A 24,936-nucleotide genomic window follows, 5' to 3' on the forward strand; every position below is an offset into this window, starting at 1 on the left:
ATTAGTATTGAGGGTTTTCATTTATTTTAAACAATGAAATTTCGAAAATAAAAAAGCCCCTTCCATTAAGAAAGGAGCTCAAAGGCACGTGCTGGCCAATCAGTAATGATGACATCTACACCATAATCAATCATAGTTTGTAAATCTTTGTATTCATTAATTGTATATGGACGGAAAACATACCCTTGCTCTTGTGCTAACTGCACAAATTCTTTCGTTAATAACTGGAAGTTTGGATGTAATCCATTTGCTTCTCTATGTTTTGCTTCGGCAATTGGATCAGAAAGTGGTGTATCATATAAAATTGCTCTTGGGATTTCAGGAGCAATTTCTGCTAATAATGAAACAGAGTCATGGTTAAATGATGAAAATACAATTTGATTAGAAAGATGATATTCACGCACAAGTGCAACAGCTTTTTCCTCAATCTTTGGGTAATGAATAACATCTGTCTTTAATTCAATATTTAGTTGTAAGTTCGTTGTGGAAAGCCAAATGAAAACCTCACGCAACGTTGGGATTTTTGCTTCATGGAAAGAAGGGTCTTTATAGCTACCAGCGTCCAATGATTGTAGTTCCTCTACCGTTTTTTCCGAAACAAGTCCAACGCCATTTGTTGTACGATCGACGGTTTCATCGTGAATTACGACAAGTTCACCATCTTTTGATAAGTGGACATCGAGTTCAATTCCGTGAGCGCCAATGCGTTCTGCTTCTTGGAAGGCAATCATCGTATTTTCGGGATGTGTTCCTTTTACTCCGCGGTGAGCGAAAATAAGTGGTTTACTCATGTGAAATTCTCCTTATTATCTCTTTTCTTTCATTATGAAACTGCTTTAGGGAAAATACAATTGAATATGACAAACATTTACAAAAGTCTAACAGTTGCACAAAAGTTAACGTTAACGTAAAATGTAATAATCAAGTGAAGGGAGGAATAAACATGTATAAAATTGATGAAGTAACAAAGCAAGTTGGTTTGACAAAACGTACACTTCGTTATTATGAGGAAATTGGTTTAATTCATCCCCCTGAACGTAGTGAGGGGAACATTCGCCTGTATACAGACGGGGATATCGCCAGAATTAAAAAAATTGTGGAAGCGAAAGAAGTGTTAGGAATTACGCTTCAAGAGATGCAGCATTTTTTATCGTTAAAAGAAAGAATGGAGCAAAGAAGAAATAGCGAAAACCCTCGTGATCGTGAAGTGATTCAAGAAATTAAAGATATGCTTGAAAAACAAGTGGAAACGCTAGACGAAAAAATGGAGCAAATGCAACGTGTAAAGGCAGAACTAGAAGATAGTTTACATCGTGCAGTAACATTTTTAGAGAACACAAAAGGAGAGTAATCAAAATGGAGAGCAAACAAAAACTAGGGAGATTGATTACAGTGGTGGCTACCTTCCTTGCCTTTTCGGGTATAGGGGTAGTTGACCCAATTTTGCCAATTATTGCTGAGAAAATCGGTGCAACGCATTGGCAAGTTGAAATGTTATTTACCGCTTATATTTTAACGATGGCAATCATGATGTTACCAGCTGGAATATTCGCATCGAGATTTGGTGATAAACGAATGATGACGATTGGTCTTGCGATCGTGACTGTATTTGCGTTTATATGCGGTATATCGCAAACGATTGCTCAATTATCTCTTTTCCGCGCAGGATGGGGATTAGGAAATGCGATGTTCTTCGCAACGGCGATGACATTATTGATTGCATTAAGTAAAGAAGTTCATGAAGCAGTAGGATTGTATGAAGCAGCTATCGGTTTAGGGATGGCAGGCGGACCGTTATTAGGCGGGATATTAGGTGGACATTCTTGGCGTTACCCATTTTTTGCGACGAGTATTTTAATCTTCTTAGCATTTATTTTAGTATTCTTTTTTGTAAAAGAACCGGAGCGAAAAGTGAAGCGTAAGGCTGCTGGGGTAGGAGAATTACTTAACCTGGTGAAGTATAAACCGTTTATGCAAGGTGCGATTTCAGGAATGTTATACTACTACGGATTTTTCGTTGTGTTAGCATATTCACCACTTATTATGCATTTATCAGCTATTCAATTAGGCTTTGTATTTTGCGGATGGGGGCTTGCGTTAGCTTACGGTTCTGCAATTTTAGCACATAAGCTAGAAGGGAAATATGAACCAAAAACATTATTAAAGGGTAGTTTACTCGTATTTGCGATTTTCTTAATTGCACTATTCTTTGTGAAAATTATGTGGTTACAAATTACTCTTATCGTTTTATCAGGATTGGCATCTGGCTTAAACAATGCATTATATACAAGTTATGTAATGGATATTTCACCTTATGAAAGATCTGTTACGTCAGGTGTTTATAACTTTGTTCGTTGGTTAGGTGGTGCGATTGCTCCAATTTTATCAGGAATTATCGGTCATACTGTTTCACCACAAAGTCCGTTTTTAGTAGGTGGAATTGTTGTGTTAGTTGGTTGTATTATGATCCTAATTCCAATTCGTAAACCAGTAGAAATAGAGACAAAAGCCCTTTCTTAAGAAAGGGTTTTCTTTCCTTTTGCGGTGCAAACCCTTTCCGCACATATGTTAGAACCCTCTGACTAAAATATACTTTCGGTATTTTTGTACTTTTAACTATACATTTTGGATGTTTTGTTTTATTTTTGTTAGGGGACATTAATGATGTCCCTATTATAAATTTGCATTGAAAGGCGTGATTGTACGATGGAACTATGGTTCACTGAAAAACAAACAAAACATTTTGGGATTACGGCGCGTATTAACCGCACATTACATACGGAGCAAACAGAATTCCAAAAACTTGATATGGTCGAAACGGAAGAGTTCGGAAACATGCTTATTTTAGATGGCATGGTTATGACAACAGAAAAAGATGAGTTCGTTTATCACGAAATGGTAGCACACGTACCTTTATTTACACATCCAAACCCTGAAAACGTATTAGTTGTTGGTGGCGGTGATGGTGGTGTTATTCGTGAAGTGTTAAAACACCCAAGTGTAAAGAAAGCAACTCTTGTTGAAATCGATGGAAAAGTAATTGAGTACTCTAAACAATACTTACCATCAATTGCAGGCGCATTAGATAATGAGCGTGTAGAAGTAAAAGTAGGAGACGGTTTCCTACATATCGCAGAAAGCGAAAATGAATACGATGTAATTATGGTAGATTCTACTGAGCCAGTAGGACCAGCAGTAAACCTATTTACAAAAGGCTTCTACGCTGGAATTTCAAAAGCGTTAAAAGAAGATGGTATTTTCGTTGCACAAACGGACAACCCTTGGTTTACACCAGAACTAATTACAACTGTGTTTAAAGACGTAAAAGAGATCTTCCCAATTACTCGTTTGTACACAGCAAACATTCCAACTTACCCAAGTGGTCTTTGGACGTTCACAATTGGATCTAAAAAACATGATCCATTAGAAGTAAGTGAAGAGCGTTTCCACGAAATCGAAACGAAATACTACACAAAAGAATTACACAATGCAGCATTCGCATTACCGAAATTTGTTGGGGATTTAATTAAGTAAGAGAATTGTATCAAACAAATAAAGTGTAAGTAGCTCATTTAAGGTGTTTGTCCAGAAGACTTGAACATGCTAGCTACTTACACTTCTGTAGAGAAAATCGTCTTCTTGTTGTTAAAAAGAAGACCCGGTAAATCGAGAAAGAGGAGCAATTCGCTCCAAATTTGAGAAATAGTGAAAGGTTGGGATACCTTAAGTTCCACATAAGGAGGAAAAGAATATGCGTTTTGATGAAGCTTATTCAGGTAAAGTATTTATTAAAAGTCATCCAAGTTTTGAAGAGTCAAAGGTAGTTATTTATGGGATGCCTATGGATTGGACAGTAAGTTACCGTCCGGGATCTCGTTTTGGCCCTGCACGTATTCGTGAAGTATCAATCGGTCTTGAAGAATATAGCCCGTATTTAGATCGTGAACTAGAAGAGGTAAAATATTTTGATGCGGGTGATATCCCATTACCATTCGGAAATGCACAACGCAGCTTAGACATGATTGAAGAGTATGTATCAAAACTTTTAGATGCCGATAAGTTTCCACTAGGTCTCGGCGGTGAGCACCTAGTGTCTTGGCCAATTTTTAAGGCAATGGCAAAAAAATATCCGGATTTAGCAATCATCCACATGGATGCTCATACTGATTTACGTGAATCGTATGAAGGGGAGCCTTTATCCCACTCTACACCAATTCGTAAAGTGTGTGATTTAATTGGTCCGGAAAACGTATATTCTTTCGGAATTCGTTCTGGAATGAAGGAAGAATTTGAATGGGCGAAAGAAGTAGGTATGAACTTATACAAATTTGACGTATTAGAACCGTTAAAAGAAGTATTACCGAAACTTGCTGGCCGCCCAGTCTATGTCACAATCGACATTGATGTATTAGACCCAGCTCACGCTCCAGGAACAGGAACATTAGAAGCTGGCGGTATCACATCTAAAGAATTATTAGATTCCATCGTAGCAATTGCAAATTCAAATATAAATGTAGTTGGAGCAGACTTAGTAGAAGTAGCTCCAGTCTACGACCATAGTGATCAAACACCAGTCGCAGCAAGCAAATTCGTGCGGGAAATGCTGCTCGGTTGGGTGAAATAAAAGCGGAAGCGGCTCGCTCAGAATGTGAGGGGGATGGAGTTTCAGACGTAGAGGCGCTTTTTGCCTCGAAGGAAGAAGCGAAGCCACCGATCATTCTAGCCGCTGCAGCTAGATAAAGTAAGAGCCCTCTATATGATTAGAGGGCTCTTATTTTGTCGTTATGTGTCGGTAAGTCGATATATTAAAAAAATCGCTGATATAATTCGAGTTGCGCCGATATATTAAAAAAATCGCCGATATAATTCGAGTTGCGCTGATATATTAAAAAAACCGCCGATATAATTTCATTTACCGTTACGCAACACAAAAAAAAGCTATTCTCAAACGATGGGAATAGCTCTTTTTCTTATGCAACCTTCTCTTCCGAAGTAACTCCGCGAATTTCATCAGCAGAGCGGATTGGATATTTACGGAACACAATAGATCCGATGTATCCGACAATAGTGGTAACGATTCCACATAATATAGCAGCAATTGTTACTTTTACAACGTCATTAAATCCGAATAGGACAAGAAGTCCTGGGATTGGTGATGCTGTTCCTGGTGCATTATTAACAAGTTGGAATAGCGATGTAATAATACCGGCAAGTGCACCGCCAACGAAATTTGTCATATAGATAGGAATTGGATTTGCTGAGACAATATCGGCTTGTGTTAAAGGCTCGATTGCTACAGCAATTGTATCTTTCTTTGAACAAATTTTTAATCGTTTAAAGAAAATAAAGTTCATCGGGGCTGAGGCGGCAACGGCAAGACTACCAATCGCCATTGGTAAACCTGTTAATCCAAGCATTGCAGTTAGTGCCATAGAACTTAGTGGAGAGGTAGAAATAACTGTTATTAATCCACCAAGCATAATACCCATAATGATAGGACTTTCTGTAGTTGCAACTGAAATCATAGAACCGATTTTACCGAGTGTTGCGTTAACAAGCGGATCCATAAGCATTGCCATTCCGCGTGAGATTGGTGCAGCGATAAATAGGATTGCTAAAAATTCCACGCCAGCTGGTAATTTCTTTTCGAGAAATTTCACGACGAAAGCACAAACGTATCCAGCGAAAAATCCTGGTAAAATACCGAATCCACTAGTAGCAATACCAATTAAAACAGCGTATACGGGGGAAACACCGATTGCTAATGCGACTAAAATCGCTGCTGCGACACCGCTCATACTACCGGAAGCTTCTCCTACTGATTGTAAAAAGTCATTATGAAACATTTCTCCACCTATATAACGGTGAAATGCTTCAATAAGAAAACTTGCGATTGCTGCATTAGCTAAAGCACCCATCGCCTTCATTCCATAAGGCGCACGGTAACTAAAAAGTGTAAATAGACAAAGTACAACAAGTAATAGTGCTAAACCTTGCAAGATAGCCATTTGAAAACTGTCTCCTTTGATTTTTGTAATAAAAATTCGTATCATTCAATAATAATATAAAAGTGTATGAAACGGAAAAATTTTTTCTTGGGAACTTGCTGTAAGAAAAAATCCCTTACAATAATGTAAGGAAAGTGTAAGACTTTTAGATAGAGTATAGTATGCTCTTTTCCGTATAATACAAGTATAGATATAATACTAGTGAGAAAGAAGTGCAAACAGGAGGTTCATGTATGAAATTGGTAATTAAAGTTTTAGCTATATTCGCCATTATTCTAGGTGGAACAGCGTATTATTTGAACACAAAAACAGAAGGTGTACATGCTTTTGTAGACAACTTCTTTTCAAATAAAGAAATACAAGATTATTATGCGGTTATAGATAAAGGTGAGAAAAAAGACGGAGAATACTTGTATACTTTTAAAGGGTATACAGAAGACGGAAAGTTACAGATCATTAAAAGAATGATGAACCGTGAATTGCATACGGGGGCGTTTATAAAAATTTATGCAAAAGGTATGCAAGGAAAAGGATGGGCTGAAATCCCGAAAGAATCTATTCCACAAAAAGCGTTGGAAAAAATAGAAAAACCATAAAAGGAGCGACTCATTCGCTCCTTTTTAGTGCGTTAAAATAGTGATAGATGTTTTTTCCTTGTTAGAAATAATTTTTGCACGTCCACCAATTGGGAAAGTGAAAATCGGGGTTGTATGCCCGAAACTTGCGTTTGCAATGATAGGAATATGTGCAAGTTCAGGTTTTGAAGCAATCATTTCTTGAATGTCTTCTATCGTACATTCTGCACCTTTTTGCATCTTTCCTATAATGATTCCCTTTATGTATTCAAAATCTTGCTGCTGCATAAGGGAATGTAAATAACGATCAAAAGTTTTAAGAGTAGATGTTCCAGTTAAACTATCTTCTTCAATAAATAAAATTTTGTCCTTTAAATTTGGCATATATGGTGTGCCTTGCAGTAAGTTAAATGTGCTCATATTGCCACCGATAATATCTCCCGTAGCTTCTCCTTCCTGAATTGAAACGTATCCTTCATTTTTAATAAATTCTCGATTTTCCTGATCTATATACCAAGAATCATCGCTCCATGTTTCAGATGGCAGGACTTCAATAGGCTCATTAGAAGTTAAGCACTTTAAAAAGTAATCGGTTGTATACTCGAGCCCTTTCTCCATTCCAAAGGAAGAGAAATGGGGTCCTGAATATGTAACGAGACCTGTTTTTGCGTAAATTGCATTATTTAAAGCAGTAATATCTGAATAACCACAGAAAAATTTCGGGTTTTTATGAATTAGATCATAATCGAGATGTTTCAATAAACCATTGGAGTTGTATCCGCCAAGTGTCGTCAAAATAGCTTTTACATTAGGGTCTCCAAATGCTTTATGGAGGTCTTGAATGCGGGAAGAAATAGAAGAGGAAGCAAATCGATCTATCTCATCGGCATATTTTGAGAATGTAACTTGAAAGCCCATGTCGGTTAATCTCTTTATAGCAAGTTTTCTATTTTCATTTGAAACAATACTTAAACTACACGATGGTGAAATCACTCGTATTTCATCACCCTTTTTTAACTTTGTTGGTATCACTATATTCACCTCTTTAATTGAAAGAATATTTAGATTTAAAAAATATTTTATCGTATGAAATAAAGTAGAAGTGAATTATTTTTTGAAATGGAGTTTTCCTGATTTTTCAGCAGACAGACAGAGTCTTTTTTTGATATGATAGGAAAAGTGATTTATTATAAGTAGTATTTAATATCTATAACATTTGAAAGGTGTGCAAGACGTGGAGAAACAACTTGCAGGCTTGCCGGTACACGTTCATTTCGTAACAGAAATCCGTGAAGGGGCGAGGAAGGAAACCGTTGCTTTTGAAGCAAATGGTCAATACTATGTAAAAGGTCAAGGTACATATGTAACATTCCAGGAGCCGAACGAACAAGGCGAAGTGAAAACAATTATTAAAATTCAAGATGAACAAGTTCTCATTATGCGTTCAGGTGCTGTTTCTATGCGTCAGACGCATGTGAAAGGTGAATGGACAACTGGTACGTATACGAGTGAACTTGGTACGTTTGCATTGCAAACAAAGACTGATAACGTTCTTTTTAAATGGTCGGATGAAAAGAAAAAAGGACAACTCTTCTTAACTTACGCATTGCTTCTAAGTGAACAAGAAGCTGGCAGATATACTATTACAATTAATTTGAAGGAGGCAAAATAATGAATTCCTTAGAACAAGTAAAAGGATTGATTAAAGAAGAAATTCAGGCTGCTGTATTAAAGGCAGAATTAGCGACAGAAGAACAGATTCCAAACGTTGTATTAGAATCTCCAAAAGATAAAACAAATGGTGACTTCTCTACAAATATGGCAATGCAACTTGCACGCGTTGCGAAAAAAGCACCTCGTATGATTGCAGAAGAACTAGTTGCAAACTTCGATAAAGCAAAAGCTTCTATTGAAAAAATCGAAATCGCTGGTCCTGGTTTTATTAACTTCTATATGGATAATAGCTACTTAACAGATTTAATTCCAACAATCGTAAACGCTGGTGAAGCTTACGGTGAAACGAATACTGGTAAAGGTGAAAAAGTACAAGTTGAGTTCGTATCTGCTAATCCAACAGGTGACCTTCACTTAGGACATGCACGTGGTGCGGCAGTAGGTGACACTTTATGTAACCTATTAGCAAAAGCAGGCTACGATGTATCTCGTGAGTACTACATTAATGATGCTGGTAACCAAATTCATAACTTAGCTCTTTCTGTTGAAGCTCGTTACATGCAAGCTTTAGGCTTAGATAAAGAAATGCCAGAAGACGGTTACCATGGTGCGGATATCATTGGAATTGGTAAACGTTTAGCAGAAGAATTCGGCGATCGTTATGCGAAAGCTGATGAAAAAGAAAGCTATGAATTCTACCGTGAGTACGGTTTAAAATATGAATTAGCAAAACTTCAAAAAGACTTAGAAAGCTTCCGCGTTAAATTTGATGTATGGTTCTCAGAAACATCACTATACAAAAACGGAAAAATCGATCAAGCTCTTGCTGTATTAAAAGAGCGTGAAGAGATCTTTGAAGAAGACGGCGCAACTTGGTTCCGTTCAATGACTTACGGCGATGACAAAAATCGTGTATTAATTAAAAACGACGGTTCTTACACATACTTAACGCCAGATATCGCGTATCACCGTGATAAATTAGAGCGTGGTTTTGATAAGTTAATCAACATTTGGGGTGCTGACCACCACGGTTACATTCCTCGTATGAAGGCTGCTATTCAAGCACTTGGTTACGATAAAGACACGCTTGAAGTAGAAATCATCCAAATGGTACAACTATACCAAAATGGTGAAAAAATGAAGATGAGTAAGCGTACGGGTAAAGCAGTTACACTTCGTGAGCTTATGGAAGAAGTAGGCGTGGACGCAATGCGTTACTTCTTCGCAATGCGTAGCGGTGATTCTCATTTAGACTTCGATATGGACTTAGCTGTATCAAAATCTAATGAAAACCCAGTATACTATGCACAATATGCTCATGCTCGCGTATGCAGTATCCTTCGTCAAGGCGAAGAATTAGGATTAGCTGTAGATGGAGATGTGAACTATAAACTTGTTACTTCTGAGAAAGAAGTAGAGTTACTGAAAAAACTTGGTGAATTCCCAGCGGTAGTTGCGGATGCAGCACAAAAACGTCTACCACACCGTATTACAAACTATGCATTTGAATTAGCAGCAACATTACACAGCTTCTACAATGCAGAAAAAGTATTAAACCAAGATAACTTAGAATTAAGTAAAGCTCGTTATGAGTTAATGAAAGCAGTACGCACTACACTTCAAAATGCATTAGCAATCGTAGGAGTATCTGCACCAGAAAAAATGTAATGAAGAAAAGCGGAAGCGGCTCGTTTAGAATAGGAGGGGGATGGAGCTCCTGACAGAGAGGTGTACTTTGCCTCGGAGGAAGGCGCGAAGCCACCGAGTATTCTAGCCGCTGGAACTGGACAATAAAGAAAAGCGGAGCCGACTGTTTAGTCCCGAAGGCTAAGGTTCTTTCCCACAGAAGATGCATTTTATCTTCTCGTGGGGAAGGTTCTTAGACAGAAGGGGCTAGGAGGCAGAGCTGGACATAAAGAAAAGCGGAAGCGGACTTTCGTTTTTAAATAAAAGGCAATCACACGATGTTGTGATTGCCTTTTTATGTGGAGATAATAAAAAAAATTTATCAAACAAAAGGGGAATTTGCGTCGTCTTATATAAATGACAGGAGGCTTATGATGGAAGAAAAGATAGAAGAATTAATTGATATATATAAGCAGCAAATATATTCCTTATGCTATAAGTTAGCGAAAACGAAAGAAGATGCGGAAGATATTTTTCAAGAGACGTGGATAAAGGTTTTTTCATCAAGGCACCAACTTTTTTATGTGGATAATTATAAAAAGTGGATTACTACAATTTGCGTTCGTACATTTTATGACTTTTACCGCAAGAAGAAAAGATGGAAAGATCGCGTCTTAGATTTATTTCATAAAGAAGATGGTGGAGAAATAGATTTCGCAGATGATGTGAATATATCAGAAGAATTTATTCAAAAAGTGGAAGCGGAAATGATACGGGAAGTTATACAGCTATTGAATGAAAAATATAAAACCGTGCTCGTACTCTACTATTATGAACAATACTCTTATAAAGAAATGAGCGAAATATTAAATATACCGATTGGTACAGTGAAATATCGCCTTAATTATGCGAAGAAGCAAATGCGAGAACATTTGGAGGGGTTCGTTTATGACAGAAGATAAATTTGAACAGAAGGTAAAGAGTAGCTTAGCAGAAGAGATAACTCCAAGCGAAGAGCTAATAAATAACACGAAGCAGGGCGTGCGAAAGGCTCAGAAGTTAGAGAGGAAATGGATGATTTGTATTCACACCATTTGGATTGTTTTGTTAACAATTGTTATAGAACAATTTGTCACACATTTGGATTATAAAATTCCTATGTTGATAGCCATTGTGATTATGATGCATGTATACATTCCGATATATGTTGTAATACAGTCATTTTTAAAGAAGGAGTATAGATTACATGAAAGAGTTCGCTAATCCGTTTGTACTATTTGAAGTAGCTGGAGTGACGATGTTTTTAGCTTTTATAGCACTTTTAATATGTGTTGCATCATGGGTATATACAGATGCTAAAGCACATCAAATGAGCAAAGGATGGAGTATTTTAGCAGTTATATTGCCATTCTTTATTGGGTTTTTATTATATATGGTAAGAAGAAGTAAAAAGAAGGTTGAAGGAGAATGTAAGGTGAATTTTGTTAAAAAACAGAAAGTAACATTAGTTGCGATATTGGCAAGCACAATGTTTGTATTACTTAGTGCTTTTACTTTTGCACAAACGTTAGATGATGCATGGAGAGCCGGGGATATATATTTAGCAAATGAGAAGCAAGGGAAAACAAGTTATGAGGCAAAATTCTCATCATGGGATATTGCCAGTAAGGATATTGAATTTCAGTATGAAAAGGATACAGAAGTGACATTTTCTTATGAGACAGATGCAAAACGAGGAAACTTATGTTTTAGTGTGTATGAAAGACAAGGAGAAGGTATAAAAGAGTTAAAGGAAATTTGTGAATCGAAAAAAGGTACTTTTACAGTTACTTTAAAAGCAAATGAAGAATATGTATTGAATATAAGCGGATTAACAGTAAAAGATGGATTTGTAAAAGTGAATTGGCAAGAGAAATAAAAGGGGCCCTATAAAGGACCTCTTTTTTATTGAATAGTATAAGTAACAGAAAAACTAACAGGACTATAGTAAACGTAAGGTGCATGAAATTGAACATACATATTTCCATCTGTTTTTGCAGTGAAAATTCGGCCGTAACCATCAGAATAACGTCCAATTAGGTTATGATTTGAGTCATAAACACTGTAACTAGGAGTTTTGCTGTTAGGATGAATTGTTAGTTCTTGTCCTTTTTGAAGGAAAATAGGTTCTTGTTCAGAACTACCTCCAGTTTGCAAAGAATAAAATTTTGTAAAGCTTTGTTCTTGAGCGGCAGCAGCGACTTTTGTTTCAGGAATAAACGCAGTAGCTCCAGTAATTCCTGCTAAAGTTAATGCACCTGCTAAAATCATTTTTTTCATAATAGAAAAAGCCTCCTTATTAGTTGTAATCAGTTTTGTTACAATTAATATTGTATACGATAATGGGTAGGATAAAATATGCTTTTATGCATATATATTTTTTCTCAATAAAAGACCACCGATAAAATCAGTGGTCTTTTAAATGATTAAGCAGCTTTCTGTTCAGTTTGAGGAACAGGTTTTTGAAGCGAGTTATAAACTCCTGTTCCGATAACGTCTAATGCCATTCTCATTCGTTCAGGTGAAATGTTTTCTAATACGTTATCTTGAGGTGTATGGTATACCTTCTCAATATGATAGATTAATGGATTCCAACTATCGACACCCATCCAAATGAATAGAGCAGCAGGAATACCAGCTTCAGCAAATGGAACATGATCACTAGAACCGAATTTACCTTGTAGGATGAGGTTATTATTTAGTTGTTTACCTGCTTGCAAGGCAGCGTCTGTTACAAAGTTTGTAGAGCCATCAGATGTCATAGCATATAAATTCTTTGCTTTATCATAATTTGTTGCAACCATGTCGGCGTTAAAGACACCTAAAATACGGTCGCGTTCTTTTTGGGATAGACTATTCACGTAATAATCCGAACCAAGTAATCCAGTTTCTTCAGAACCAAAGGTAATAAAGCGAATTTCTTTATCAGTTTCTACATTTTGAAAAGCACGAGCTAGTTCTAATACTAATCCAGTTCCAGAAGCATTATCATTTGCGCCAGGTGCTCCGACAACACTATCATAGTGCGAGCTTACAACGACTGCTTTTTCATTACCTGTACTCTTTTTTGGTTTCTTTTTGGCGATAACATTTAGAGATGTTAATTTAGATTCATGTCTCGCTTTTAGGGAAAGAATTGTTGTCCCCTTTTTAGCGATTTCTTCTTTAAATGCATTTCCTTGCGCATAAGCAAGACCAAAGACAGGGATAGATTGCTTTTTCATTAGGTGGGGATTGAAGGTTTGTCCATAATTTCCGCGTCCGCCAATTAAACTGTATAAAAGAACACCTTTTGCACCTTTGCTAACAGCATTTTCAACTTGTTTATTATAGTCGGTAACTGTCGTTCCTCTTTCAAATAAAACAATTTTACCGTTTACTTCATTTGGAATATCTTCTAATTTTGTCCCACCTTGAACAAAGATAAGGGGAGCTGTAACAGCTTCTGTAGAAATTAGTGCATTAGGAGCGGCACCAGCTTGCCAATTACGTTTTGTTGATAGGGGTGATTCAATGAATCCAACGTATTGATCGGGCACCTGAAATGGTTGATATTCTACGTCATAGCCCATTGATTTAAGCTGCATACCAATGTAACGAGAAGCCCATTCTTCGGATTTTGTTCCACCGGGGCGAGGACCAATTGTTTCAGATAAGAAACGAACATGTTCAATCGCGCGGTTTGGATCAATCTGTTTTGTAATAGATGGAGTTTGTGTAACCTCTGACGTGGAATCCGCTTTTGCTTGCCCAATTGGAGCTAAGCTAACAGCAAGTGATACAGCAAGCAAAGAGCTTACTATTTTTTGTTTCAATAATTTTCTCATTTTTTCCTCTCCTATTCTTCTATTCTCTCTGACTGACAAAAGAAGACGGATAATGACTTTATTTTACCTTCACACCTTTTATTTTTCAATATTCTGACATTGATAAATAAAAAAACGATATATGCATATTTGCATATTTTTGAGGGAGATATGTATGCTATCATTTTAAACGAAGGTTCGCTTTCTACTCTGAAAGCTCCTACATTGCATGAATCTAGTGTACCCAAACTTTAGATTATGTAGAGGAATGGAACCACTGTAGGGTTTCATTTCTCATGTTTGAATCAGTTGATGGTAATTATGTTTCCGCATTTCATAATTATTATCAGTGATATATGTAAGGCATCCATATGAAAATAAGAGGCTGTTCAAAGGTTTTCCGTACTTTTGGGCAGCCTCACCCCGTTAAAAGGACGATACTTTATGTATCGTCCTTTTTGTATAAAAAAACATCCAATCAATTGAGAGATTGATTGGATGTGAAAAAATTATTAATAATTTTTTTTGCGTTTTGTAGCTAAAATACTTAATAATCCAGCTAGTAGAAGAACAATACCTACTGTTTGTGTAGGGTCTTCTTTATGACCTGTATTTGGAAGGTGCTTATCCGTATTTCGATCATCTTGCTGTTTGTTATCTGTTTTATTCGATGTTTCTTCGGAAGTTCCGTTTTCGTGTTTCTCAGATGTTTCATTGCCTTTGTTATCTTCTTTATTTGGAGGAGTAATTGGCTTGTCATCTCCACCTGAAGAAGATTCAATTTTTTTATTTGAAACTGTAATTTGTAGTGGCTTAGCTTGGGCTTTATCAATTGTAAAGTTTATTGGTGATGCATCTAATTGATAGCCTTTAGGAGCCTTTGTTTCTACTAATTGATAATTACCAGGTTTCAAATCATTTACGATTACTTTTCCGTGTTGATCTGTTTTTAAACCTTCTCGGATGACTTTTCCATCTTGGTCTAAAATATTGAAAATGGCACCTTCAAGTGTTCCATGGTGATCAATATCAACTTTAGTTAACTCAATTGAACCTGTTGTTAAACTATTTAAGGCTGTAACAGAGGTAACCTGAGATTGTCCTTTCGTAATTGTGAAAGGAATTGGTTTAACGTTTAAATCATAGCCAGTTGGAGCTTTCGTTTCAATGAACTGATAATCTCCCGGACGTAAATCAGAAACTGAAATCTTCCCATCTTTATCAGTAGTTAAATCAGTGCGAACAATTTTACCTTTCGCATCGATGATGTTAAACACTGCATCAGAAAGTTTTGTATCTGGATTTATATCATCCACTTTTATTAATTCTACAGCACCCTCAGTTAAGCTATTTGTAGCAGTAACTTGGAGCTTTTCTTTTTGGCTTTTCTTAATTGTAAACTTAATAGGTGTACTATCTAATTTATAGTGTTCAGGAGCTTTCGTTTCAATAAACTGATAGTCCCCAGGACGTAAATCAGAAACAGAAATTTTTCCATGTACATCTGTTGTAAGCTCAGTGCCAATGTCGTTACCATTCATATCAGTAATTTTAAATATCGCACCTTTAAGAGCAGTACCATCTACATCATCTACTTTAGAAAGTTCCACAGTGCCTTTCGTTAAGCTATTTGTAGCTGTAACGGAGATAGGATCAGCTTGGCTCTTTGTGATTGTGAATGGAATTGGCTCTTTGTGATTGTGAATGGAATTGGCTCTTTGTTTAAATCATAGTGTTTCGGAGCCGTTGTCTCGATGAATTGATAATCACCAGGACGTAGGTCAGAAACGCTAATTTTACCTTGTTGATTCGTAACAAGATCTTTGCGAATTACAGTGCCATTCATATCCACAATTTTAAATACTGCGCCTTCAAGAGTAGTGCCATCGACGTCATCCACTTTAGAAAGTTCCACGCCGCCTTTTGTTAAACTATTTTTCATAGTAACGGTAGCAATATCTTTTTGGCTTTTTTCAATTGTAAATATAATTGGTTTTTTGTCTAAATCATAGTGTTCAGGAGCCGTTATTTCAACGAATTGATACGTACCAGGACGTAAATTTTCGATAACGATTTTACCTTCACTGTTTGTTTTTAAATCTGTTTTAAGTACTTTGCCATCTTGATCTAGTAAATTAAATACCGCATCGGCAAGTTTTGTTTGAGTGTTTAAATCATCAACTTTAAGTAATTCGATACTACCTTGTTTTAAGCTATTTGTAGCAGTTAAAGAAATAACTTTCTTCTGTCCTTTTTCAATAGTGAATTTGATTGGTGTTTCATCTAAAACGTAATGCTTAGGAGCTTTCGTTTCGATGAATTGGTAATCACCAGGACGTAGGTCGTTAATTTCGATTATTCCTTGTTCATTTGTAACAAGGTCTTTATGAACTACATCACCGTTCATATTAACAATTTTAAATACTGCATCTTTAAGAACAGTGCCATCAATATCGTCTACTTTAGAAAGTTTAACTGCACCCTTTGTTAGAGCATTTGTAGCAGTGATATGAAGAGTTTCAGTTTGGCTCTTTTTAATTGTAAATACGATAGGTTTTTTATCTAAATCGTAATGTTCAGGAGCAATTGTTTCAACGAATTGATACGTACCAGGACGTAGATTTTCAACAACAATTTTACCTTCAGCATTTGTTTTTAAGCCTTCTTCAACTAGCTCACCGTCTGCATCTAATAAATTAAATACGGCGTTAGAAAGTTTTGTATTTATATCAATATCGTCAATCTTTGTTAGTTCAACGCTACCTTTTTTCAAAGCATTTTTGCCTGTAACATTGATCTCTTTCGTTTGACTTCTTTCAATTGTAAATGGAATCGTTGTTTCATCTAATACATAGTGCTCAGGAGCTTTTGTTTCAATGAACTGATAGTCTCCAGGGCGTAAATCAGAAACAGAAATTTTTCCGTTTTTATCTGTAACAAGATTCGTATGAACTTCCTTACCATTCATATCCACAATCTTAAAGATTGCACCTTCGAGCATCGTACGATCGATGTCATCAATTTTTGTTAATGTTACTGCACCTTTCTTTAAACCGTTAGTAGCGGTAACAGTAATATTCTCTTTTTGACTTTTTTCGATAGTGAACGGAATAGGGTCTTTGCTTAAGGTATAGTCTTTTGGAGCTTTTACTTCAATAAATTGATAGTCTCCAGGACGTAAATCAGAAGCAGTAATTTTACCGTTTTTATCAGTCGTTAAACCTTTTCGAATTACCTTTTTAGTATCATGAGCGTCAACGATTATAAATTCTGCACCTTCAAGAGTAGTGCCATCAACATCATCAACTTTTGTTAAAGTGACGCCACCTGTAAGTAAACTATTTTTTACAGTAACAGGGATAGGAAGATCTTCCTTACTACCTTTTTTAATTGTGAACTTAATAGGTGTTTTGTCTAATTTATAATGTTCAGGGGCTTTTGTTTCGATAAATTGATAATCCCCTGGTGCTAAATCAGGAATAACTAATACTCCGTGATCATCTGTTGTTAAATCTTTCATAATTTCTTTGCCAGTTGCGTCTTGCAATGTGAATACAGCGCCGGCAAGAGCTTTACTACTTTCCACATCATCTTCTTTAATAAGTTTAACTTTTCCTTTCGTTAAACTATTTTTAAATGTAAGTGGAAGGAGTTTTTGTTGTCCTTTTTCGATTGTAAATTCAATTGGTTCTACATTTACATCGTAATAAGTTGGAGCCTTTGTTTCGATAAGTTCATAGTTACCAGGACGTAAGTCATCTACAACTAGCATTCCTTTACTATTCGTAACAAGGTCCGTACGAACATCTTCATTAGTATCTCTATTAACGATTTTAAATACTGCACCTTCAAGTGTTTCCTTTTCATCTGCAGCATTCACTTTTGTTAATTCAATACCGCCTTTTGTTAAGCTGTTTTTAGCGGTAACAGTAGCCTGAGTTGTTTGACTTTCTGTAATCGTAAATTTAATTGGTTTTGTATTTTTGTCGTAATACTTCGGTGCTGTTACTTCGATAAATTTATAATCGCCAGGGCGTAAGCCAGTAGCGATAGCTTTACCATCCGCACCAGTTTTTACATTTTCGCGAATGACTTTCTTTTCATCATTAGCATCAACAATTTTAAATACAGCACCTTCAAGAGCTGTACCATCGATATCATCAACTTTTGTTAATTCAACATCTCCTGGTTTTAAAGCATTTTCAGCTTTCACAAGTAGAGTTTCTTTCTGACTTCTATCGATTGTAAATTTAATAGGTTCTGCTCGTAAAACGTAATGTTCAGGAGCAGCTATTTCAATAAATTTATACGTACCAGGACGTAGGTTACTAACTTTAACTTTACCGTTTTTATCAGTAGTTAAGTTAGTGTAAGGGGAAACGTCATTATTATTTGTATCGACAAGCTTGAATACTGCACCTTCAAGTGGTTTTTTCTCACCAAACTCATCAACTTTTAATAATTCAACTTCGCCCGTTTTTAAGCTGTTATTTGCCGTAACAGTAGCAAGAGCTTGTTGGCTTTTATCAATTGTAAACTCGATAGGGTTTGTACTTAACGTATAATCCTTAGGAGCTTCTGTTTCGATAAATTTATAAACACCAGGCTCTAGATCTTTAACGGTAACTTTTCCATCTGAACCTGTTTTTATATTTTCACGAATTACTTGTTTCTCGTCATTCGCATCGACAATTTTAAATACAGCACCTTCAAGGGCAGTGCCATCGACATCATCGACTTTCGTTAAAGTGACACCACCTTTAATGAGGTGATTTGTCGCGGTAACAGTAAGTGCTTTCTGTTGGCTTTTATCAATTGTAAATTTAAGCGGTTTTTTATCTATTTCATAATTTTCAGGTGCTTTCTCTTCAACAAATTGGTACTCTCCAGGAAGTAAATTTTTCGCTTCGATTTGTCCGTTACCATTTGTCGTTAATTTGGTATAACCAGGAATTCTTTTGTTATTTTGGTCCCGTACACTAAATACAGCACCTTCTAAAGTATTACCCTCTTTATCAACTTTTGTTAGGATAGCTGAGCCTCTAATTAAGCTGTTTTGGGCCGTTTTATTAATTACTGTTGTTTGATCTTCCTCGATTGTAAATTCAATAAGTCGATCATCTAATTGATAATGCTCAGGAGCCTTTATTTCTTTTAAGTAGTATGTTCCTGGTTTTAAATTATCTACAGTAATTTGTCCTTTATCATTTGTTGTTAATTTTTCGTGTTCTGAAATTATTTTTTGGTCTTTATCAAGTAGTGTGAAAACGGCACCTTGCAGTGTGACGTTTTTATTCAGGTCATCAGACTTTGTTAAAACTACTTTACCGACAAACTTCTTATTTGCAAGTTTATATGTTGTAGTCTCTTGTGTACCAAGTTCAACAATTTTCCCTTGTTTTAAATCCCAGCTAATTACATAGCCTTCAGGAGCCTTTGTTTCTTTTAATAAATACTTATCGCGTTTTAAATTATTAAATTTAGCGATACCGTCTTTGTCTGTTGTAATTTTACGGATAACAGTTTTACCTGTACGATCGTATAAAGTAAATTCTGCCCCAGCTAATAGTGCGTTTTTATTGTCGTTATCTACCTTTATAATTTCAAGGTTTCCACGGCCTTTAGTAGCAGATCCTCCGCCTGAACCAGAAGACATTCTCACTTCAATCGTTTCAGTAGTTTCTGTGTTTTTAACTGTCAACTTATTGCCTGTGATTTTCGCTTTATTACTTACTTTTTCTTTATCGTCTGCATTAATAAGTGAGCGATATTCTAAAATATAAGCTCGATCAATTTTTTTCAAGAAGGCAATTTCGAAATGTTGTTTTCCGGTATTATTGTCTGTTGTTATTTTGAGTTTATAGTCTGTTCCTTCTTTTAATTCGTTTACTGTATCTTTTGTTAAATTTCCATATGGATCAACAGTTGTAGGATATAAGTGGAATGAATCTTCCACAATTACCTGATTTTCGGTTGGGTCATCTGTTACAACGGCATCTGCAATGGTTGATTGGCTTTCGTTAATTGCGATACTCCAATTAATATAGTTGTCGTCTTGCACAGCTTTTTTAGTAACGAAGCTGCCACCTTTATTTACTTGAGTGTCACCTGTAAGGGTGTTTACGATTTTAGAGCCATCTTTTAAATCTGCCTCGTTTTTGTAGGTGCCTTGGATAAGTTCACCATCAAGGCTTGTTTTAAAGATAATATAGTAAGGTGAATTAATTGATTGTTTGAAATGAACCTTTAGGGTGTTTTTATTGTTCTCTGTAGGTTCTTCAAGTTCATATTTCTCAGTTGGTACAGCATTACCAGGTTGTGCATTATCAGGATTTCCATTTAAAATCATATCGCGCACTTCAATGGATCCAGGCACTAACTTTTGTTTATCTTGTATGACGTCTATAACATAAGGATCTTTAATCTCAACATTATTATAGTTAAAGCCTATTATCCAAGTAATTTCCTTCGTTTGGGCGTTATAAGAACCGTATTTATAACCATTTGCCTTTGTGAAAGTATCAGGATCGAAATTAGCTTCAACTTTATTTGATTGTGGATTAGAATCCGTATCTATCCAAGAAAGGTTACCTGTATTTTTAAATGAAGTTTTACCACTTTCTAGCTTTGTATAATCAAAGTCTGTCGTATATTTTACGACTAATGTCTTTGTCATATTAGACTGATACGTACCTATAAGAGTAATTTTGAAGCCTTTATCTGTTACATCTAAAACATAGTCAGTCCCAGCTTGAAGGGTATAATTTCCGTCTTTAATTTCTAGTTTCTTATCTTTTAATTGTAATCCACCATGATCAAAGGTGTCCGTAATAATCGCGTTGTTTAATGGATAGTTGTTATTATTTACTATAATTGTCCAAGTTGTTGTTTTGTCTTTATAATTTGTTTCAGCTTTATTATTAGATTTAATAATATTTTGCTGCTTGAAGCTAACTTCATTTTCTTTACTTGAATCATTATCAGCTGTAACTTTATTTTTTACTTTTCCATCTTCTATAACTTTATTAGTTGGCTTGGTTTTATAGGTAATCACATAAGCACTATTAATATCATCATTAAACTGTAAATCGAATCCATTCTTCTTGTTACTTACAGTGTAATTATTAACAGCGTCTCCTGTTACAAGCGTTCCTTTTTCATTATATGAAGCGTTTTTTACAACAATAGAATTTGCATCTAGTTCGTGTGTATCGTCAAAAATATCTTTTAAAATCGCATCTGCTTTTTTGATCTCTCTTTGATCACCATTGTAAGTAATTGTCCACTCAATTGTTTGCGTCTTTGGATCATATTTACTTGTTTTATTTAAGTGTGTACCACGAGAAACCGTTACAGTAGAGCTTGCGTTTTGTTGCTTTTGATTATCACTCGTTATCGTAACGTTATTTCGGAAACTTTTAATATTTTCATCAGTAATTTTTGTGGCATATTCGATTTGATATGCTTTATTGATAGAATCTTTGAAAGCAATCTCCAATTTTGAGCCATCTGATGAAATAATATTGTAATCTGTTGGCTCGGCTTCTGCACCACGCGTTACATTCCCATTAACATCAACTTCTAAATAATAAACTTTAATAGAATCTTTATTTAAGCTTGTACCTTGTGGAATGTTATCTTTAAAAACAGCGTTTTTAAGGGTGTCTTTCGTTTTGTTCATCTCTACTTTCCAATTAATTTCATTTGTATTAATTGGTCTATCAGGTAAACCCTTTTTATTCGTAGCTGTTTGTACATTAGGCTTAAAGTCAACTGTAATAGAAACATCCTTATCTTTAATCGGGAAAGGAATTTCTTGTGTTGTTGTACCTTTAATTTCAGCTTTATTAAATTCTGTCTTTAATTGTAGGTTACCAGCAACATCTGGATGCTCTTCAACATAATCGTTGAATGTCATCGTGACTTTTCCATCTTTTGTAACAGTAAAATTACCAATTTGATGGTTTTCACTATCATATAAAGGACTGTTAATTGTATTGTAAATCTTAAAATGTTTAGGAAGATCAAAAATATAGTAATCTCCATTTTTCACATTCATTGATTTTAAAAGTTCCCATGTAAACTCAATATTGGCAGGGGAATCTGTACTTGGACGGTTATCCTCTATAAATGGTTTTCCGTCTTTATCCGTCAACTTTACACCGGTTAAAATGTTTGTTGTTATTTGCTTTGGACCTGAATTTGTATTCTCAGCAGGGTCGCTTGATAGCTTTTGTTCTGGATTGTCAGTAGCAATTTTAGCTGCTGGGTTTTGTTCCGGATTATCAGTGGCAGTTTTAGCTGCTGGGTTTTGTTCCGGATTATCGGTAACAGTTTTAGTTGCTGGGTTTTGTTCCGGATTATCAGTAACAGTTTTAGTTGCTGGATCTTGCTCCGGATTGTCAGTAACAGGTTTAGCTACTGGATCTTGCGCTTGTTTATTAGTATCCTGTTTGGTGCCATCTTCTTTATAGTTTTCTACTTGAACAGGAACTGATATAGGCTGAACCATTGTTCCTAAAGGAAAAGCGATTTGAACTGATTTTTCCCCAGGTTTTAAAGTTGGGTTAAACACGGTATCAACTTTAATTTTTCCTTTAGCGTCTTTCAAATTTTCTACTTGATCATTAAATATTAATTTTAATTTATTATCTTTAGCTGTTATAAAATATTGACCAATATTTTTTTGATCTGTTACTAAATCCCCTTGCAAATCTTTAGATACTTTTAATGCAAGTGGTATTTGAACTACTGCTGTATCATTTGCGTGTGCAACTTGTTGATCCTTTATTGACCAAGCGTATTCTACTTGAATGGTTGATCCTATCTTTATTAAATTGTTAGGATTTTTTGATTCGTCAATAATATGATTCGTCGCATCGTAGAGTAGGAAGCGAGCGCCTTGTCATATTGCTATGATAGGTTTCTCAAAACCCCTCACCGAACCGTACGTACTCCTCTCAGAGTATACGGCTCTCCATCAATTGCTTGTCAAAGTTATTTTTTTCTGTTTTTCGCTATAAGTTCTACTCTCATATCATAGTGAATTTCATTATGGCAATCCTCACATACGGCTAATGTTTTGCGTCTACGGGCAATCATTAATTTTTGCCATTTGGCTTTGCCTTTCTCAACATCTTTCATTTTTCGGACATGGTGCATTACTAAGTTAGAATCGGTTTTACCACAATGTTCACATTTGTTGGCTGACAACCTATCCATAAGACTAGTTGTTGACATATGAACTCTTGAGGCTAACAAGTTGTCGATGTTATTTTCTTGTGTTTTCATCTTAGTTATATCAACCGTTCTAAATCCTTCCCTGTAGAAAGAATGAGAGTGTTGTTTGCCTTTTTTATCTTTGTAATTGACTATGAATACACCGTTTTTGCAATATTTCCCCTTAATTTTTCCGATTGAGCTTTTATATTTATTGGCGAATGTTTTATACATGCTGTATTCTAGAACGTAACTGAATTTTTGGAGTACCGTTGAATTAACTGCATATTTGTAGTAGTTGTACATCCCTCTGATCTGTAATACATAATTATGTAGTATTTCCAAATCATCTAGGTGTGCCATTTCCGGTCTATGCTTTGGTTTCCAAGTTTCTTTCCCATTCACATACTTCATTTCTAAAACATTCAGGGCAAGTAATTTATTTCGCCATGTTTCATGGGGGATTTCAAGTCTTACTTTTAGATTGTGATGTCTTCTTTTTGCACCTTTCACCGAGTATTTGGTAAATAACTCGTTTCTAGTGATATTGACGTTGTACCCAAGAAATGTTGCTTTCTTGCTAGAGTGGGTGATAAGTGTTTTTTCTTCTGATAAAGTTAATTTTAATTCTTCATTGAGAAATTGAGCTATATCAGATTTAATGGCTTTGGCATCATCTTTACTGCCGATTATCATTACAATAAAGTCATCAGCATATCTAACATATTTTAGTGACTTAAATTTATCCGACATTGGATTGTAGTAGGGACGTTGTCCCCTTTCCTTAACCCATTCGTTGACTTGCTCGATTAATTCCTGAGCTTCATTGTGTTTACCTTGTTCTCTTAGTAAGTCTGCTTTCTTACGCCCTCTTTTTATTTTGAGGTGTAAGTATTGATATCTTTTATCAACTTCTCTGTCTTTTGGTTGACCTTTTCCGAACTTTTCAGCGTATTTTTCCATGTATATATCTAGTTCGTTTAGATATATGTTGGCAAGAAGAGGACTGAGAATCCCTCCTTGTGGTGTTCCACTGAATGTTTTGTGGAATTGCCAATCCTCCATGTACCCAGCTCTTAGGAACTTCCATATTAATCCGATGAGTGTTTCGTCATTGATACGTTTTCTTAGTAGGTTAATTAGGATATGGTGGTCGATATTGTCAAAGAAACCTTGAATATCACCTTCAATAAACCATTTAGTTCCATTACCACTCTTTTTAATTTGTTTCAAAGCTGTATGACAACCCCTATTTTTCCTGAATCCATGTGAGTTCTCAGAGAAGTTTGGTTCATAAATTGCTTCTAAGATATACTTTATTACTAATTGGACAAGTTTATCGTCAAATGTCGGTACCCCAAGAGGACGTTTTTTCTTACTCCCTTTTTTATCAATATATACTCGCTTAACAGGAGTAGGTTTATAGTTACCATTTTTAATGTTGTTGATGATTTTAGATACTCTATTTTTTGAGAAGCCATCAACAGTTTTATTTATGGTTCCTCTGGTCATATTACCTGGATTGGCATATATTTCTTGATAACCTTTATAGTAGAATTCTGGATTATAAAGATTTCTATATAATCTTTTGAACTTATAGTTTTCTTTAATAGTATTCTTCGACAAGGTGTTCAATACATAAACTGGATTTCTCATCAGCATCTCGCTTCCTTCCTGTTTATTATCATCATGAACTAATTGACTACCTTCCTTCGCCATCCTGATTTCACAACCATGACCTAACGTAATTTGTCATACGTTAGTGTGATAGGCTTTCCCTATCTCTGACTACTACGAAGGCTCCGTTACCATATGGAATATTCAAGAGCCACATTTCTTGGTTTTTACCTTGAAATCATCCTCTATAGCCATAAATGGCGCTTCCACTTAGGTAATCCCCATTTAGTACCTTGTAAATAGTTTGTAGTAATGTCGGTTGGGACTTTCAATCTTTACTAATGTACTTTAGTTGGTTCTCTAGTGTGAAAC

The 24,936-nt window shown here is 35.6% G+C and carries 16 protein-coding genes and 1 pseudogene; 10 read left to right on the top strand and 7 right to left on the bottom strand.

The genetic code is table 11. The features are described from left to right. Nucleotides 1–65 precede the first annotated feature (65 nt). The gene (locus QCI79_RS14050; RefSeq protein WP_000042785.1) at nucleotides 66–791 is read right to left on the bottom strand and encodes a glycerophosphodiester phosphodiesterase; all 726 of its coding nucleotides are present in this window, start codon (nucleotides 789–791) and stop codon (nucleotides 66–68) included. A gap of 152 nt (nucleotides 792–943) precedes the next feature. On the opposite strand from QCI79_RS14050, the gene QCI79_RS14055 reads away from it, so the two are divergent. From QCI79_RS14055 to speB, 4 genes are all read left to right on the top strand, one after another. After that, nucleotides 944–1,351, top strand: coding sequence for a MerR family transcriptional regulator (locus QCI79_RS14055; RefSeq protein WP_000276578.1), 408 nt, complete (start codon nucleotides 944–946; stop codon nucleotides 1,349–1,351). A 5-nt stretch (nucleotides 1,352–1,356) separates the two neighbouring features. After that, nucleotides 1,357–2,520: an MFS transporter gene (locus tag QCI79_RS14060; RefSeq protein WP_000444233.1), complete on the top strand. Its 1,164-nt coding sequence runs from the start codon at nucleotides 1,357–1,359 to the stop codon at nucleotides 2,518–2,520. A gap of 186 nt (nucleotides 2,521–2,706) precedes the next feature. Next, nucleotides 2,707–3,534, top strand: a complete 828-nt coding sequence (gene speE, locus QCI79_RS14065; protein ID WP_000424696.1) for a polyamine aminopropyltransferase — start codon at nucleotides 2,707–2,709, stop codon at nucleotides 3,532–3,534. A gap of 217 nt (nucleotides 3,535–3,751) precedes the next feature. Further along, complete coding sequence (speB, locus tag QCI79_RS14070; RefSeq protein WP_001209831.1) at nucleotides 3,752–4,624, top strand: agmatinase; 873 nt, start codon at nucleotides 3,752–3,754, stop codon at nucleotides 4,622–4,624. A 346-nt stretch (nucleotides 4,625–4,970) separates the two neighbouring features. Here the strand turns inward: speB and QCI79_RS14075 are convergent, their stop codons facing one another. Further along, entirely contained in the window at nucleotides 4,971–6,008 is a 1,038-nt protein-coding gene (locus QCI79_RS14075) for a PTS sugar transporter subunit IIC (protein ID WP_000996310.1), read from the bottom strand. Nucleotides 6,009–6,241: 233 nt separating this feature from the next. Here QCI79_RS14075 and QCI79_RS14080 point away from each other — a divergent pair, with 233 nt between their 5' ends. Next, nucleotides 6,242–6,604 (top strand): YxeA family protein, encoded by a 363-nt coding sequence (locus tag QCI79_RS14080; protein ID WP_000779915.1) that lies wholly within the window; start codon nucleotides 6,242–6,244, stop codon nucleotides 6,602–6,604. Between the two features lie 24 nt (nucleotides 6,605–6,628). Here the strand turns inward: QCI79_RS14080 and QCI79_RS14085 are convergent, their stop codons facing one another. Continuing rightward, nucleotides 6,629–7,615 carry a S66 family peptidase gene (locus tag QCI79_RS14085; protein WP_000613236.1) on the bottom strand — a complete coding sequence of 329 codons (987 nt, stop codon included), beginning with the start codon at nucleotides 7,613–7,615 and terminating at the stop codon, nucleotides 6,629–6,631. 202 nt (nucleotides 7,616–7,817) lie between these two features. Here QCI79_RS14085 and QCI79_RS14090 point away from each other — a divergent pair, with 202 nt between their 5' ends. From QCI79_RS14090 to QCI79_RS14110, 5 genes are all read left to right on the top strand, one after another. Beyond that, nucleotides 7,818–8,255 (top strand): YwiB family protein, encoded by a 438-nt coding sequence (locus QCI79_RS14090; protein ID WP_000414867.1) that lies wholly within the window; start codon nucleotides 7,818–7,820, stop codon nucleotides 8,253–8,255. Beyond that, entirely contained in the window at nucleotides 8,255–9,925 is a 1,671-nt protein-coding gene (argS, locus tag QCI79_RS14095; protein ID WP_001086446.1) for an arginine--tRNA ligase, read from the top strand. Before QCI79_RS14090 ends, argS begins: the two co-directional genes overlap by 1 nt. A 392-nt stretch (nucleotides 9,926–10,317) precedes the next feature. Further along, nucleotides 10,318–10,845 (top strand): RNA polymerase sigma factor, encoded by a 528-nt coding sequence (locus tag QCI79_RS14100; protein WP_000391478.1) that lies wholly within the window; start codon nucleotides 10,318–10,320, stop codon nucleotides 10,843–10,845. Continuing rightward, nucleotides 10,832–11,146: a hypothetical protein gene (locus QCI79_RS14105; protein ID WP_000133823.1), complete on the top strand. Its 315-nt coding sequence runs from the start codon at nucleotides 10,832–10,834 to the stop codon at nucleotides 11,144–11,146. The genes QCI79_RS14100 and QCI79_RS14105 overlap by 14 nt, the downstream gene beginning before the upstream one ends. Then, nucleotides 11,130–11,801, top strand: coding sequence for a hypothetical protein (locus tag QCI79_RS14110; RefSeq protein WP_000657191.1), 672 nt, complete (start codon nucleotides 11,130–11,132; stop codon nucleotides 11,799–11,801). The genes QCI79_RS14105 and QCI79_RS14110 overlap by 17 nt, the downstream gene beginning before the upstream one ends. Nucleotides 11,802–11,827: 26 nt before the next feature. Here the strand turns inward: QCI79_RS14110 and QCI79_RS14115 are convergent, their stop codons facing one another. The 4 genes and pseudogenes from QCI79_RS14115 to QCI79_RS14130 all read right to left on the bottom strand — a co-directional run bounded on the left by QCI79_RS14115 (nucleotide 11,828) and on the right by QCI79_RS14130 (nucleotide 24,603). Further along, a complete protein-coding gene (locus tag QCI79_RS14115; RefSeq protein ID WP_000738221.1) occupies nucleotides 11,828–12,202 on the bottom strand; it encodes a hypothetical protein in 375 nt (124 codons plus the stop codon). A 146-nt stretch (nucleotides 12,203–12,348) separates the two neighbouring features. Beyond that, a complete protein-coding gene (locus tag QCI79_RS14120; RefSeq protein ID WP_001228770.1) occupies nucleotides 12,349–13,749 on the bottom strand; it encodes a M28 family metallopeptidase in 1,401 nt (466 codons plus the stop codon). Nucleotides 13,750–14,240: 491 nt separating this feature from the next. Next, nucleotides 14,241–22,609 (bottom strand): annotated as a pseudogene (locus tag QCI79_RS14125) (SpaA isopeptide-forming pilin-related protein); the annotation flags it as partial. Nucleotides 22,610–22,725: 116 nt separating this feature from the next. Then, a complete protein-coding gene (locus tag QCI79_RS14130) occupies nucleotides 22,726–24,603 on the bottom strand; it encodes a reverse transcriptase domain-containing protein (protein WP_031310562.1) in 1,878 nt (625 codons plus the stop codon). Nucleotides 24,604–24,936 lie beyond the last annotated feature (333 nt).

It is taken from the genome of Bacillus cereus group sp. MG1 (assembly GCF_040460035.1).
GTDB classification, from domain to species: Bacteria; Bacillota; Bacilli; order Bacillales; family Bacillaceae_G; genus Bacillus_A; species Bacillus_A cereus.

Bases quoted from the DNA above. Each gene is read 5' to 3' on its own strand.
- QCI79_RS14120 (WP_001228770.1), bottom strand. From the start codon at position 13,749: ATGAGAAAATTATTGAAACAAAAAATAGTAAGCTCTTTGCTTGCTGTA.
- QCI79_RS14075 (WP_000996310.1), bottom strand. From the start codon at position 6,008: ATGGCTATCTTGCAAGGTTTAGCACTATTACTTGTTGTACTTTGTCTA.
- QCI79_RS14060 (WP_000444233.1), top strand. From the start codon at position 1,357: ATGGAGAGCAAACAAAAACTAGGGAGATTGATTACAGTGGTGGCTACC.
- QCI79_RS14050 (WP_000042785.1), bottom strand. From the start codon at position 791: ATGAGTAAACCACTTATTTTCGCTCACCGCGGAGTAAAAGGAACACAT.
- QCI79_RS14115 (WP_000738221.1), bottom strand. From the start codon at position 12,202: ATGAAAAAAATGATTTTAGCAGGTGCATTAACTTTAGCAGGAATTACT.
- argS (WP_001086446.1), top strand. From the start codon at position 8,255: ATGAATTCCTTAGAACAAGTAAAAGGATTGATTAAAGAAGAAATTCAG.
- speB (WP_001209831.1), top strand. From the start codon at position 3,752: ATGCGTTTTGATGAAGCTTATTCAGGTAAAGTATTTATTAAAAGTCAT.
- speE (WP_000424696.1), top strand. From the start codon at position 2,707: ATGGAACTATGGTTCACTGAAAAACAAACAAAACATTTTGGGATTACG.
- QCI79_RS14100 (WP_000391478.1), top strand. From the start codon at position 10,318: ATGGAAGAAAAGATAGAAGAATTAATTGATATATATAAGCAGCAAATA.
- QCI79_RS14055 (WP_000276578.1), top strand. From the start codon at position 944: ATGTATAAAATTGATGAAGTAACAAAGCAAGTTGGTTTGACAAAACGT.
- QCI79_RS14130 (WP_031310562.1), bottom strand. From the start codon at position 24,603: ATGAGAAATCCAGTTTATGTATTGAACACCTTGTCGAAGAATACTATT.
- QCI79_RS14110 (WP_000657191.1), top strand. From the start codon at position 11,130: ATGAAAGAGTTCGCTAATCCGTTTGTACTATTTGAAGTAGCTGGAGTG.
- QCI79_RS14105 (WP_000133823.1), top strand. From the start codon at position 10,832: ATGACAGAAGATAAATTTGAACAGAAGGTAAAGAGTAGCTTAGCAGAA.
- QCI79_RS14080 (WP_000779915.1), top strand. From the start codon at position 6,242: ATGAAATTGGTAATTAAAGTTTTAGCTATATTCGCCATTATTCTAGGT.